The sequence below is a fragment of the Imperialibacter sp. EC-SDR9 genome (assembly GCF_902498805.1).
In the GTDB taxonomy this organism is placed as follows: Bacteria; Bacteroidota; Bacteroidia; order Cytophagales; family Cyclobacteriaceae; genus Imperialibacter.
This window is the reverse complement of record NZ_LR701585.1, coordinates 126,002-139,292: the sequence shown is the minus strand read 5'-3', so window position 1 is coordinate 139,292 and position 13,291 is coordinate 126,002. Positions and strand designations below refer to the sequence as shown.

Here is a 13,291-nt window from a genome sequence, read left to right as displayed (position 1 = left end):
CTATTTATAATAAGTCTAATTAAAATTAAAGATGAAGAATACAATTACACATTGGATAGCGGCTAAATATTTCGCTCTATCAATATGCTCGGCAGCCATTTTAACAGCTTGTGGCGACGATGAGCCAGCCCTTCCTGACAATCTTGTTAACTTCCCATCAGCTCAGCAAAGCATTACTGAAGATGAAAGCGAGCTTGACGTGGTTCTCTCATTTTCACGAGCGCTGGATGTGGCAACCGCTGACATCACGGTGGAGCTTTCTGGAGAAAACATTGCCTACGGAACGGAATTCACCACCACGCCCGCAGCGAGCAACGACGTCATCGCCCTTACAGTTGCCGAAGGTGCCGGGCAGGCGTCCTTCACAGTTTCTAAGGTTGATGGAGCACTTTTCGACGGAGATGAGGTGATCACGTTTACCCTCTCCACTTCCAGCAATGGGCTTTTGCCTGGCACCACCGCCACCATGACGCTCAGCTTTGCGGAGATACTGGCAGCACAAGGCCAGATAGACATTGAAGGAGGAGGTGCTACCTACCCCAACAAGGTATTTATCGACTTGAGCGCAAACCGCCAAACAGCCGTGAACCGTGACAGTTGGGATCTCGGCTTCTACTCTGGATCCGATTTCAAAGTCATTCTCAACTCGTCGGTTACCATGTTTGCCCAGGCACTGGAAAAGACTGATCTGGCTGAAGTAACTGCTACCGACACAGTTGGGTTTGCGGCAGCCATGAGCATAAATGCCTTTTCGACCGCCGCTTTTGGCTGGATCGATGATCCAAGCGGCGACTTGAGCAAAACTGCCATTGCTGAAGTTTCGGCTACAGCAGATGAAAATGTTGTGTACATCATTAACCGGGGAGAAGCACCGGCCGCTACTGTAGGTGCTCCGGGCGAATCAAGAGGATGGAAAAAAATTAAGATAACCCAAACAGCAGATGGATACCTGCTTCAGTATGCCGACATTTCCGCTACCACTTTTGAAGAAATCGAAATAGACAAAGTAGAAGCACAGCAATTCGTCTACGCACACTTTGAGGATGGTGTTGTGGATGTAGAACCGGCCAAAGACAAGTGGGACATTGCCTGGACTGGCTTCATGAATTCCACCAATTTTGGAAGTGGCCTTATCCCTTACTATTTCCAGGACATAGTATTGCAAAATACAGCCGGAGTGGAAACAGCCATGGTACTGACAGCAACTAAAAGTTACGAAAGCTTTAGCAGCAGCGACATAGCCAGCCTGGAATTCAGCGAAAGTCAGGCGACGATTGGTTCAACCTGGAGAGTAACCGGCGGGCCTGGTGGAAGTCAACCGGGTGTACATGAGGACAGATTTTACATCATTAAAGACGCAAGTGGCAACTACTACAAGCTGAAATTTACTGCACTAATGCAGGGGGGCGAGCGTGGAAAACCGCAGATTGCCTACGAATTGCTTGATTGAAGCATCCTGGCTGCTAAGAGTTTACTGAATAACAAAGTAGTTTAAATAGGATGTAGTAGTAGGCAAGGCCGTTCCGAAAGGGGCGGCTTTCCTTTTTTACACCATTAGGTATCACACACAAGTTAATCAACACGAAATCCAAGGGCTTTCTGCCTTCACACTACAGGAAAGAAATACTGCTTTTGCATGTAAAAATCTATAACTTGGATAACTATATATAAGTAGGTTCAGAGTGTTCAAAATATATGGAAATAAGGAATGCATCCGCTACCCTGTTCGCATATCAGATGATAAGTTGCTCAATATCAAAAACGAAGTCTTTTAAAAAAAAATGATGAAAATTTTAATTTCCGACGAGCTCCTGACGGGAGTCGTCACCAATCAGTTCGAGTTAGAAATATCCACTGAAGCAATCACAGCTGAGGAGTTGATTCAAACAAGAGTACTAGCTGAAGTACAAAACTACAACAATAAACTACCAGAATACTTTAGCGGATTGATAGAGCCTAGTGAATCTGAAAAAACTCTGAATGGGTATAAACTTAAAAAAAGGCAGGTGATCGACCCAGAAAAACAAGTTTACGTTGCATTAGATGCATTTCAAAAAAATGGATTCTTCATGCTAGTTGATGATCGGCAAATAGATGAGCTTGATCAAAAACTATCACTTACTGAGACTTCGAAAATATCTTTCATAAAACTAACTCCACTGATTGGCGGATAAAACAATTTAAATGGGAATTCTTGATAAGATCAAAAATCTGATTGGTGCCGATGAATATCAGATTCAATTCGCTAGCATTTTAGAAAAATCAATTGCAGAGCAAAGCGCTATCTCAAACAATTTTTTTACAATTTCGCTATCACAAATATCCACTTACACGGAAATCGTAAAGCCGTGGAATGACTCTCAAAAGGCCTCATTTATCCTTTTTCTTTGCCGAGTAAAAAAAGAGCACCAAAACACCTGGCGTTCTTCTCTGGATCTTAGTTACAAAAAAAGCATGATGGCCTCTGAATATTTGAAGGTTTTTTTTAGATCCAAAATGGAATTGTCAGACGACCAATTGGTATCCATTTATCGAGCGTTTAAAGAAAATAGATCGAAAAACGGATATCCAGGGATGTTTGAGTGGCCTCTTTCGGGCCTTTTCAAACAGATAGAGTCAAATCATCAGGACAAAGCAATTCCCCCGACCATCATTGACCTGCTTGAAAGCATAATTAATCTAGAGAACGAAAAAAACTCTTACCACTACAAAGATCATATTAAGCTTGTCGAAAGAATAAAAGCCTTCCTACACAACTCCGAAAATCACAATAGTGAGGTCAAGCCGACATATTTTATCGGCAAAGACGCTTTCACCAATTTTGCCAACCAAATAATTGGCAATCAACAAGACCAAGAAAAAATTGTTTGGTATAAATTAATGGCCCTTGCCCAGAGGGCTACCGGGAGTAAACCTAGTAAAAGATATCTTGATGAATCTAAACATCTAATCGATGAATTGGGGCATGATAAATTCAAAAAAATCACACATCATTGGTTTAACTACATTATAACATTAAAAGAATCAGTTCAGACACATACCCATAGGTACAACGGCCAAGAATACAACTACCACACCAGTGAATTTTTAGATTCAATTAATTCAGATTCAATAAAAGGGTTTGTATGGATGTCATCTTGGTTTTATGACAGTAAAACTATCCATACTATTAGCAAACTAGCCGAACGAAGCTTCAAAAAGATCCCAGGAAAAGGGCCTGCAGCGGTCGCTGTGGGTAACGCTTGCCTGTTTGCTCTGTTTTCTTCCAAAGGTTTGGACGGAATTGCTCAGTTGTCAAAACTCAAGATTAAGATTAAGCAAAATTCGACCTTGACACTAATCGAAAAATACATTGATGAAGCCGCTAAGAAATTAGCACTATCCTCAAGCGAAATCGAAGATATAGCGGTAGATGACTTCAAATTAACAGACTACAAACTCCATCAAAATTTTGAAGAATATACCGCTACACTAGAACTGACTGGTATCGGAAAATCAACACTAAGGTGGGTGAAAAAAGACAACACTGAACAAAAGTCGGTTCCTAAGATGGTAAAAGACAAGTTTTCCGACAAACTAAAAAAGCTCAAAGCCAAACAAAAACTAATCGACGAAACCACTTCAGTCCAAAAAGAACGCTTTGACAGAATGCTTCGATCTAATCGAAAGATGACAATTGAGTATTTTGTAGAGAAATACGTTAACCATGGCCTCATATCCTTCATTATCAACAAAGTCATCTTTAGTTTTTCGAACGATAGCGAATCACAATCTGCAATCTATGTAAACAAGCAGTGGGTTAGGCTAGACAAGAAGATTCTCTATACTGAAAACTATACCTTTGTAACGCTTTGGCATCCTGTAAATAGCACCACTGACGAAGTGAAAGAATGGCGAAAATTCCTCATGGATAGCCAAATCCAGCAACCTTTCAAGCAAGCCTACAGAGAGATCTATTTATTAACCGAAGCCGAAGTCAATACACGCACTTATAGTAATCGTATGGCTTCTCACATCTTAAAACAACATCAATATGTCACCCTTGCCAAAGGTAGAAACTGGAAAGCAAAATTAATTGGGGCGTGGGACGGCGGTGACCAAGATACGGCTCAACTATATTTACCAGAATTCAACTTAAAGGTGGAATACTGGATACACGCACTCAACGTTGACAATGAATACAATGAAACTGGCATTTGGAATTACGTAACGACGGATCAAGTTAGATTTGTTAATGCCGAGACAAATCAACTACTAGAACTTATCAACGTCCCTCCTATAGCTTTTTCAGAGGCCATGAGAGATGTTGATTTGTTTGTGGGTGTAGCAAGTGTGGGCAATGATCCTACTTGGTCAGACTCAGGAGGGTTGACCACATACAGAGATTACTGGCAGTCCTATTCGTTTGGAAACCTGTCCGAAATTGCTAAAAACAGGAAAGAAATATTAACAGAACTTATTCCAAGACTAAAAATCGCTCCGGTCACTAGCATTGATGACAAATTTGTGGTTGTAAAAGGAAGATTAAGAACATATAAAATCCATATCGGGAGCACTAATATTTTGATGGAACCCAACAACCAATATCTATGCATAGTGGCTGATCGAAGTAAAACAAATAAAACGGAACACCTATTTCTACCTTTTGACGGCGATAATGGATTATCAGTGATTATATCCAAAGCGATACTACTGGCGGATGATGACAAAATAACAGACACTACAATAACTTCTCAAATCAATCGCAGGTGAAACGTTATCAACACCAACTAATACTCTCTGAGATCGGAAAAAAGGGCCAGAATGAGGTTTCAAAAGCCTCCGTTTTGATCGTTGGGGCCGGAGGCTTGGGGTCAATTGCTGCCGGGTATTTGACAGCAATGGGTGTTAGTAATTTGGGAATTTGCGATTTCGACGTTGTAGAAGAGTCTAACCTACATAGACAATTTTTTTATACACCACAGGACGTCGGTCTGAACAAAGCGAATTTGCTAGCTCAAAAACTACAAATTCAGAATCCACATATCAATATAAAATCTTTTACCGACAAAGTTGACGAATCAAATGTTGAAAGCTTGTTTTCTGATTATCAAATAGTATGCGACTGTTCTGATAATGTAGCAACCCGACTATTGGTAAATGACAACTGCTCAACACAGCGTTTACCGTTAGTTCACGGAGCGGTTTCAGAATGGCAAGGCTATATTTCTGTATTCCATTATAAGCAGCAATACACCTATGCGGATTTATTTGCACGCCACGATTTACTAAACCATCAATCTTGCTCAATTAATGGCATCAGCAGTCCGATATGTGGCATTGTAGGGAGTTACATGGCCAATGAGGTCATAAAGGTTATATTGAAATCTGAATTCGTTATGGAAGGTAAGATACTATATATCAATGGATTAAATAATTTAACGAGATACCTCAGATTAAAAAAAACAAACATCATCTAAAATGTTTTCTCGAAAAGTGAGAGCTAAAATACAGCTGCTCTACATCTGCAATAAAATCTTCCAGGCTATCTCCACGTACCCGTCATGCAGATATTGTTGTGCGAGAAGATGCGTTAGTTTCCCTACTGCAACATCTTTGCATCGGAGGTAAACACCCCTTTCACAATTCCAATATTTGCCAGTATTCTTAATTACTGGCATTTTTTTGATTTCAAAAATTCACCAGAATTTCATACTTTTGGTAAAAATTGGATTTGAAATGCCAAAGATCATAGAGAATAGGTTGATAGAAGAATTTAAGAACCAAGAGTATTTTACCCGAGAAGACCTATTTGAATTCTATCGCTATTTTGAACCGAACCTGAAAGAGGGAACCTTCGGGTGGAGAATCTATGACCTCAAAGACAAAAACATCATTAGACCACTCAAGAGAGGTCTCTATGTTATTTCATACAAACCCAAATACAAACCAGAAATCTCTTCTGAGCTTATTAAGCTAGCAAAGCGAGTCACTGATAAATTTGAGGACGCCAAACACTGTATTTGGGAAACGGAATGGCTCAATGAATTTTCACAACACCAGGCCAGCAGAAGAATCATCCTGATTGAAATAGAAAAAGACTTCACCGAGTCCTTGTATTACGAATTAAAGGAGTCGTCAAGAAACGAGCTTTACCTCAACCCTGATGACAAAACCATCGATTTTTATATCGCTGAAAGCGACTATCCGGTGATTATTAAAAAATTGATCACACGTTCTCCTATTGCAAGAAGAACAGAGAAAAGAGTAAATTTTTATACTCCATTACTTGAGAAGATCCTGGTAGATCTCTTTGCAGAAGAAAGACTTTTTTATTACCTGCAAGGTTCTGAATTGATGCACATCTACGAAAATGCCATTAGCAACTATGCCATCAATTTCACCAAACTCTTCAGCTACGCAAAACGAAGGGAAAAGGAACAAGACATCAAGCAGTTCATGACGAACCACATGTACTACTTAGTAAAAGACATTATCGAATGATTAAGGAACATTGCTTTACAGATGAGTGGCTAGAGGGCTTTAAGAAACAAAAAAACCACAGACGAATTGACAAAATCATTTTGGAAAAGATGATTTATGCTTTGCATTTGCTAGAACGTTTGAAGAGTAATGGACTTAATTTCGTTTTCAAGGGTGGTACCAGTTTGGTGCTTTTATTGGAAGAGGGTAACCGATTCTCTATTGATATCGACATTATCAGCAAAACTGACCGAAAGGAACTGGAGCGCATTTTGCAAAAGGTTGTTGATTCTTCCAATTTCACTAATGTTGAACTGGACGAACATCGGAGCTACAAGCCCAGAGTACCCAAAGCACATTACAAGTTTAAATTTGATTCTGGCAGGCAAGGTTCCGGTACCATTCTGTTAGATGTTCTCATCGAGGATTCAATCTATCCGGAAGTGATCGAAAAACCTGTAATTACCAAATGGATTGAAACTGATATGGAGACTATGGTCACCATGCCAACCATTGATTCAATCACAGGAGATAAATTGACAGCATTTGCCCCAAATACCATCGGAATCCCTTATTTCAAGGGTGCAGACAACCAGCCGTTCTCCATGGAAATATGTAAGCAGTTGTTCGATTTGGGTAAACTCTTCGAGAATATACAAAGTATGGAAATAGTGGCTGCTAGTTTTCAGAAATTTGCCGAGCATGAAATCGCTTATCGGGAAAAAGGAAATCCTGAAACTAAACTCACTCCGAAAATTGTTTTGCGAGACACAATTGATACCTGCATGATCCTCGCAAAGAGAGATCGTGGCAATGATGATGAAAAAGCAAAATTCAAAGAATTGCAAAAAGGAATCATCGCTTTTGGTACCGGTTTTTTAATGGCTGGTACCTTTAGAATCGATGATGCGGTACCTGCATCTGCTCGAATTGCTTACTTGACAGCAAAAATCATTGTGAATGATCTTTCACCGATTACCTATTATAAAGGTCAAGACATTAAAGACTTAATCATAGAGGATCAAGATTGGAACTTCTTGATGCGACTGAAAAAACAACCAGATAAATCGGCATTCTATTATTGGTACCAGGCGGTACAACTTTTAACAGCCGAAAAAGCACTATAATCAGTCAATCGAACCAGCAGGGGAAAAACTATCAACCAGGCGTTTCCACTAAAAGTCTGAGAAGTTCTGATGGGTCACCAAAAGGCTCCTATATCTGCAACAAAATCTTCCAGGCGATCTCCACGTACCCATCATGCAGATATTGCTGGGCAAGAAGATGCAGCGCCTCTTCGAAACCAGTGGGATCGTTTTCGTATTCCTCTACAAGCAGTTGCACTTTCTCGTGCTTATGGTACTCTCTTACCTCTGCATCGCTGGGCAGGTGCTCCACATTACCCAGCATACCTAGGTCATTGCCTGTGAGCACACTGCTGAGTCTGATGCGCTCTGGCAGCTGATCCACGCCCATTCCCTTTTTCTCCAGCGGTTTTGGCACTTCAAACAAAGCCTCCCCGTGCGCTCTGCAATACCAGTTACCTCCCATGCGGGCAACTGTATCCACCTTTTCCGTATCCACTCTCCCCTGCTCATCCAGTATTTCCTTTTTGAAATGCATGAGCAACACCTCACAAATCACAAGATTGCCAGCACCGCCCTGGTCTCCGAGCGGAATGATTTGCTTCACCTTACATTCAAAAGCTGCCGGCGACTCCCCTACCCTCGGCGGTTTCACTTTTTCTGAAGGAACTTCCGTAAACCCAGCCTTGATAAACTCATTGACACCTTTCTCATATTCCGTGCTCGACAACGACATTTGCTGCACCATGGCATAGTTCACAATGTTGATCACCACTTCGCCATGTTCGTGTACATTGTCCAGTGTATGCTTGGTCGAGTTGTCACGCACCCTTCTTGAAGGAGAAAAAATAAGAATGGGTGGGTTGGAGCTGAACATGTTAAAAAAACTGAAAGGGCTGAGATTGACCTTTCCATCTTTATCAACTGTGCTGGCAAATGCTATAGGCCTCGGGGCTACCACTCCCTGCATGAGCCCATGCAAAGCCGTCACACTTATATCCTTCGGGTCAATGGTGATTAGCTGATCCATGTTATTTGATTTTCTTGTAAACAGCTTCGGCTATTAAGTTTGCTCCGGCGGCATTGGGATGCACACCATCGGGAAACATTTCAGGGTGACTTGACAGCGCCTTATAGAGGTCAATCGTTTTCAATTTGGCCTCTTTTGCCGTTTGCTCCACTCTGGGAATTACGCCTCCTTTTACCACTTCCTCGGTAATGTCAAAAGCGTCTTTGTAAACCGGCACCGGCAGGCAAATGTAGACTTTTGGCTGGCTGGGCAACGAAGCAAACGACTGGATAAACTCCAGGTACTCGTCAATAAAGTCTCCCTTGTATTTCCAGTTTTGTGGCTTGCTGTCGTTCGTGCCCAGCTTGATGACAACGATATCAGGCTGCCAGGCCAACACCTCTTTGTATTTCGGTTCGTTCCAATAGGGAAAGTCGCCCTGTTTCAAAAGCGTTCTGCCACTGATGCCATAATTCCTAACCTCATAGCCATTGCCAAGCAGCTGCCCAAGTACCTGCGGGTATCGTTTGTCTTCCTCCGCAATGCCATGACCTTCGGTGATACTGTCGCCAACACAAGCCACTTTGATTGGTTGGGCCTTAACCATAAAAAAACCTGCAAGCATAAGTGTAAGAAGAATGGATTTCATAGGATAGCGTGTTTAAGTAGCTGGTAAAATTTCCGCCTTTACTTCACCAAAACCAATTCTTACCCCATCTTTTTCTGCAAAACCACGCATGGTAACTGTGTCGCCGTCCTGGAGAAAGCTTCTTGTGCTGCCGTCGGGCATTGGAATGGGCTTCGTTCCTTTCCAGGCCAGCTCCAGCATAGAGCCGTAACTATCGGGCGTTGGGCCGCTGATGGTGCCGGAAGCATACATATCTCCCACCCCAATATTGCAACCATTGATCGTGTGGTGGGCCAGCTGCTGGCGGATGTTCCAGTACATGTGCCTAAAGTTGGATCGGCACACGACTTTCTCAGCACTTCCCTTTGGCTGAATTCCCACTTCGAGGTTAATATCAAAGTTGTTGAGTCCTTCGGCCTTCAGGTAAGGCAAAACTTCCGGTTCCTGCTTTGGGCCCGCCACTCTGAATGGCTCCAGTGCATCGAGGGTCACCACCCACGGCGACACAGAAGAAGCAAAATTTTTGGCGAGGAAAGGCCCCAGCGGCACATACTCCCAGGCCTGCATATCCCTGGCCGACCAATCATTGAAAAGCACAAAGCCAAAGATGTAGTCCTCGGCCTCGGCGGTGGATATGCTGTCGCCCAAATGATTCTCCCGGCAGGTGATGAATGCCATTTCTAATTCGAAGTCGAGGCGACCGCTCGGGCCAAACACCGGCTGGTCTTTGTCGCCATCTTTTCTTTGGCCCTTGGGTCTGCGAACAGGATCCCCACTGACAATGATAGACGACGCTCTTCCATGATAGCCAACCGGCAAGTGTTTCCAATTGGGTAGCAAAGCATTGGCCGGATCCCGAAACATGGTACCCACATTGGTAGCGTGCTCTTTGCTGGAATAGAAGTCGGTGTAGTCCCGCACCAGCACCGGCATTAGCATTTTCGCCTCTTGCATTGGCACAAGCAAATCTTGCCGCAGGTCTTCCTCATCCTGGAGGTCTTCATTTTCGATATTGAGTAGTTCGGCTATTCTGTTTCGCAGGGCGCTTGTCTTTTCCTTTCCGTAGGCCATTAGTTCATTCAGGTATGGCTGAGCAAACACCGACTCTGGTATATGAAGCTCATCCAAAAACCCTTCATGGGCGAGCATTTTGAGGTCAAGCACGTGGTCACCGATGGCTACGCCCACTCTGGGCAAGGTGTCTGCTGTTTGAAAAATGCCGAAGGGAAGGTTTTGAATGGGGAAGTCAGACCCCGGCCTGACTTCTACCCATGATTTTAATGAGGGATCGTTTGCTGTTATAATCATCTTTGGGTCTTGTTCTTTCAACTACAGCAAAGTTAAAAGAATGATCAAGGAATCTTAATCAGTAAAGCCCTTGAGCAACCAATATCGCTTCGAGAATTCCGTTGGGCAATTCGAATCCAGCGAAAAAGATTCCGACGCCAAATACTTTATTCTTGTCGTTGACTACGCTAAGCGCAAGTGGCAAGCCACAAACCGACACCATGCTGTAGAAAAACGAGAAGAGCAGCAGAAGAATAAGTGTCAGGTAGGAGTTTTCCACAAAGTAGATAGCGAAAATGATAGCGAAAATTGCAACTACGCTTACAAGCAATGATATGTAAAGTGGCCTTTTTTCAACAATTCGGCTGATCGGCAGCGAGAAAACAGCAGACAGAAAGAGGACGACCGAGATGATCACACTGCTGTTTATATCGAAGACGTGACCAATTTTTGGCTCCAACCAACCAGGAAACATATTGAACAGAATGGTGGTAGAAATACCAAAAGCAAGGCCCACAATGAATGCGTATGTGTAATCTGATTTCTTTTTATCCTCTTTCTTAATATCGGTCACAATACCGTCGAGGCTTTTGCCCATGCTCTTTTTCATCAACAAACCTGAGCCTGCTGTGATAACACCACCAACAACGAAGGTCAGGGGAGCACCCAGAAAATCAACCAGATCAACGATTACTGGTTCAAGGGCATACAGTGCGCCATACACAATAGTGATAATGGCCATCGCCCGTGGCAATTTATTTGCAGGAGCAAACAGGTCAATGGTTGAAATGGCGGGACTTGTGAAAATACTCATGGAGGCCAGCCAAAACACTATAAGAATAGGTAGTATCCACTTGAAAGTTTCTCCCGGATCCATAATAAGCGTAAACGCTACAGACATAAACACCATGGCTGCGGCACTAATGCCAGCACTGATGATCGGAAGTCTGTTACCCTTTGATTTCCTGAACCTGTCGCCCAAAAGTCCGGCAATAGGCGGTGTCACCACCATGATGATACCCTGGGCTATAAAAAGAAAGAGCGTTAGGTCTGTGAAGTTATACTTATGAAGGAGTATCGGCTGGTAGTTATAGTAAGCAATCCAGCCGATAATAACCGATGCATAAAGGGCTACAAGGCTCCATAGTTGCTTCCATTGAATTTCGCCAGAGGTTGAAGGTACTGTTGCAGTTAATTCCATTTTGCTTTTTAAGGGTTACTTTTTCTAAGGTTACTAATGTTCAGAGAAACATTATGCAGCTACTTACGTGAAGAAACCTCCAATTGGATTTCTTGTTTGAAAGATTTTTATGAACAAAGTAAAAGCATCCTTCTAAACGGCTCAACTCTCCAAATTATCAAGATCATCCTGATCTTTAGGGCGATTACTTGCTTTCTTAGCCACTTTTAAATCGTCGATATGAATAACTCTAACTTCTATTTGATCTACTTTTCTTACAAACGATTTACTGAACGCTTCGGCAAAATGAAGGCCTTTCACTTCAACTAACAAATCAATACTCACCGGAGGCCTGCCAAAAGAGAAAACGTTGTATTCAGGATTATAGAGAAAATTCTCTTTGGTCATATCAAAGACGCTCATTCCGAATTCCTTAAAGGAATTTTCAATCTTGCTGTAGTTTTCCTCTGTTCGATTCACCCATATATCCAGATCACCAGTCGTTCTTGGGTATCCATGCAGTATCACCGAGTATCCGCCGATAAGAATATATTCTACCCCCTGGCTATTAAGACTACTTATAAAGTCTCTAAAATCTTCATTAAAAATGCTTCCCATTATTGCCTATGCTTCCTCATGCTAAACACACTCCTGTCCATTTTAGGGGGTGTGTCGAGCGGGTAGTTCCAGGCAACGCTATTAAGGTATGTGGCGGCTCGCAACCTCTCTTCCATACTCTGGCTCTTCCAATGCTCTCGGTTCTTGTCAGAAAGTTCCTTATGACTTCCTGCGGAAAATGCAGTCCGGTCAAGCTTATACATATGAGTAGTTTTTGTCTAAGGTAAGAGATAATCGCTTTGCTTCAAATATTGGAATCCAGCGCCACCTGCCAGCCATTCTCCTGACTTTTCGTCCACACCAACACATACTTCCCGTTGTAACTGCCCGAGCATTGGCCAATTTCGAAAGCAAGGTCGCCACTCACCACTTGCACAATCAGCGGCGTTAGACTGAGCTCATAGCTGGAATTGCTCATGTACCAGTACTCCTTCGTGATTGCATCGGTGCCGGTTACCATGGGCTTGTGGTTATAATACATGGCATCAGGAGTATACATCTCTTCCACCAGCTTTTTTGGTTCATGCAGGTTGCACAGTCTGATCCATTCTGCCCTGGCTGTATCGAGTGTTGCTGCTTCGGGCGCATTTGGATCGGCTTTGGCCAGCACCTCGAGCTCCCTCAGCTGCTTGCCGCTCTTTTGGTTCCAAATAATCAGCTGCACATACTCTTGTTCATCGGCCTGAAAGCCCACCACCTCATAATCCACCCAAGGGGAGGCTGATGTGATGCCGAGCGAAAAAGGTGTTTTGACGTTCTTCCATCGCTTTGCTTTATAAAATTCGGATATATCATCAACCGATACCTCACGGAGGCCTTCATGCTCAGGGTAAATGACTACAGCCTGATCTGCGTACAACTTCTCCGTGTAGCCCGACGGGCTTGCTACGGTGTTTGCCCACATCGCCAATTCCAGCTGTCGATCCACCTGAGCAGAAGCCGCCAGGTAAGTAGCTGTGAGAATCATTACCAAGTCTGTCTTTTTATTAATCATTGTCGATCCAATATAAGTATGTTGAATT

General features: G+C 42.9%; 13 protein-coding genes. 6 read left to right on the top strand and 7 right to left on the bottom strand.

The window, feature by feature from the left end:
* The first annotated feature begins 31 nt into the window (after positions 1-31).
* From GC130_RS14310 to GC130_RS14285, 6 genes are all read left to right on the top strand, one after another.
* The gene (locus GC130_RS14310; RefSeq protein WP_151999008.1) at positions 32-1,450 is read left to right on the top strand and encodes an HmuY family protein; all 1,419 of its coding nucleotides are present in this window, start codon (positions 32-34) and stop codon (positions 1,448-1,450) included.
* A 331-nt stretch (positions 1,451-1,781) separates the two neighbouring features.
* On the top strand, positions 1,782-2,174 hold the full coding sequence (locus GC130_RS14305) for a hypothetical protein (RefSeq protein WP_201568256.1): 393 nt from the start codon (positions 1,782-1,784) through the stop codon (positions 2,172-2,174).
* Between the two features lie 10 nt (positions 2,175-2,184).
* Complete coding sequence (locus GC130_RS14300) at positions 2,185-4,752, top strand: DUF4132 domain-containing protein (RefSeq protein WP_151999007.1); 2,568 nt, start codon at positions 2,185-2,187, stop codon at positions 4,750-4,752.
* Positions 4,749-5,459, top strand: coding sequence for a HesA/MoeB/ThiF family protein (locus tag GC130_RS14295; RefSeq protein ID WP_151999006.1), 711 nt, complete (start codon positions 4,749-4,751; stop codon positions 5,457-5,459). Before GC130_RS14300 ends, GC130_RS14295 begins: the two co-directional genes overlap by 4 nt.
* Positions 5,460-5,718: 259 nt before the next feature.
* Complete coding sequence (locus tag GC130_RS14290) at positions 5,719-6,483, top strand: DUF6577 family protein (RefSeq protein WP_151999005.1); 765 nt, start codon at positions 5,719-5,721, stop codon at positions 6,481-6,483.
* The gene (locus GC130_RS14285; RefSeq protein WP_151999004.1) at positions 6,480-7,589 is read left to right on the top strand and encodes a nucleotidyl transferase AbiEii/AbiGii toxin family protein; all 1,110 of its coding nucleotides are present in this window, start codon (positions 6,480-6,482) and stop codon (positions 7,587-7,589) included. Before GC130_RS14290 ends, GC130_RS14285 begins: the two co-directional genes overlap by 4 nt.
* 88 nt (positions 7,590-7,677) lie before the next feature.
* Here GC130_RS14285 and GC130_RS14280 read toward each other — a convergent pair whose 3' ends face one another.
* The 7 genes from GC130_RS14280 to GC130_RS14250 form a co-directional block, all read right to left on the bottom strand.
* Positions 7,678-8,577 (bottom strand): flavin reductase family protein, encoded by a 900-nt coding sequence (locus GC130_RS14280; RefSeq protein WP_151999003.1) that lies wholly within the window; start codon positions 8,575-8,577, stop codon positions 7,678-7,680.
* 1 nt (position 8,578) lies between these two features.
* The gene (locus GC130_RS14275; protein WP_151999002.1) at positions 8,579-9,205 is read right to left on the bottom strand and encodes a GDSL-type esterase/lipase family protein; all 627 of its coding nucleotides are present in this window, start codon (positions 9,203-9,205) and stop codon (positions 8,579-8,581) included.
* A gap of 12 nt (positions 9,206-9,217) precedes the next feature.
* Entirely contained in the window at positions 9,218-10,492 is a 1,275-nt protein-coding gene (gene fahA / locus GC130_RS14270; RefSeq protein WP_151999001.1) for a fumarylacetoacetase, read from the bottom strand.
* A 58-nt stretch (positions 10,493-10,550) separates the two neighbouring features.
* Entirely contained in the window at positions 10,551-11,672 is a 1,122-nt protein-coding gene (locus GC130_RS14265) for an MFS transporter (protein WP_151999000.1), read from the bottom strand.
* A gap of 141 nt (positions 11,673-11,813) precedes the next feature.
* Positions 11,814-12,269 (bottom strand): nucleotidyltransferase, encoded by a 456-nt coding sequence (locus tag GC130_RS14260; protein WP_151998999.1) that lies wholly within the window; start codon positions 12,267-12,269, stop codon positions 11,814-11,816.
* Positions 12,269-12,472 carry a hypothetical protein gene (locus GC130_RS14255; RefSeq protein ID WP_151998998.1) on the bottom strand — a complete coding sequence of 68 codons (204 nt, stop codon included), beginning with the start codon at positions 12,470-12,472 and terminating at the stop codon, positions 12,269-12,271. Before GC130_RS14255 ends, GC130_RS14260 begins: the two co-directional genes overlap by 1 nt.
* Before the next feature lie 41 nt (positions 12,473-12,513).
* Entirely contained in the window at positions 12,514-13,263 is a 750-nt protein-coding gene (locus tag GC130_RS14250; protein WP_151998997.1) for a DUF4440 domain-containing protein, read from the bottom strand.
* Positions 13,264-13,291: the final 28 nt, after the last annotated feature.

Coding starts and splice junctions, on each gene's coding strand:
- GC130_RS14285 (WP_151999004.1), top strand. CDS start 6,480: ATGATTAAGGAACATTGCTTTACAGATGAGTGGCTAGAGGGCTTTAAG.
- GC130_RS14275 (WP_151999002.1), bottom strand. CDS start 9,205: ATGAAATCCATTCTTCTTACACTTATGCTTGCAGGTTTTTTTATGGTT.
- GC130_RS14300 (WP_151999007.1), top strand. CDS start 2,185: ATGGGAATTCTTGATAAGATCAAAAATCTGATTGGTGCCGATGAATAT.
- GC130_RS14290 (WP_151999005.1), top strand. CDS start 5,719: ATGCCAAAGATCATAGAGAATAGGTTGATAGAAGAATTTAAGAACCAA.
- GC130_RS14305 (WP_201568256.1), top strand. CDS start 1,782: ATGATGAAAATTTTAATTTCCGACGAGCTCCTGACGGGAGTCGTCACC.
- GC130_RS14265 (WP_151999000.1), bottom strand. CDS start 11,672: ATGGAATTAACTGCAACAGTACCTTCAACCTCTGGCGAAATTCAATGG.
- GC130_RS14280 (WP_151999003.1), bottom strand. CDS start 8,577: ATGGATCAGCTAATCACCATTGACCCGAAGGATATAAGTGTGACGGCT.
- fahA (WP_151999001.1), bottom strand. CDS start 10,492: ATGATTATAACAGCAAACGATCCCTCATTAAAATCATGGGTAGAAGTC.
- GC130_RS14255 (WP_151998998.1), bottom strand. CDS start 12,472: ATGTATAAGCTTGACCGGACTGCATTTTCCGCAGGAAGTCATAAGGAA.
- GC130_RS14260 (WP_151998999.1), bottom strand. CDS start 12,269: ATGGGAAGCATTTTTAATGAAGATTTTAGAGACTTTATAAGTAGTCTT.
- GC130_RS14310 (WP_151999008.1), top strand. CDS start 32: ATGAAGAATACAATTACACATTGGATAGCGGCTAAATATTTCGCTCTA.
- GC130_RS14250 (WP_151998997.1), bottom strand. CDS start 13,263: ATGATTAATAAAAAGACAGACTTGGTAATGATTCTCACAGCTACTTAC.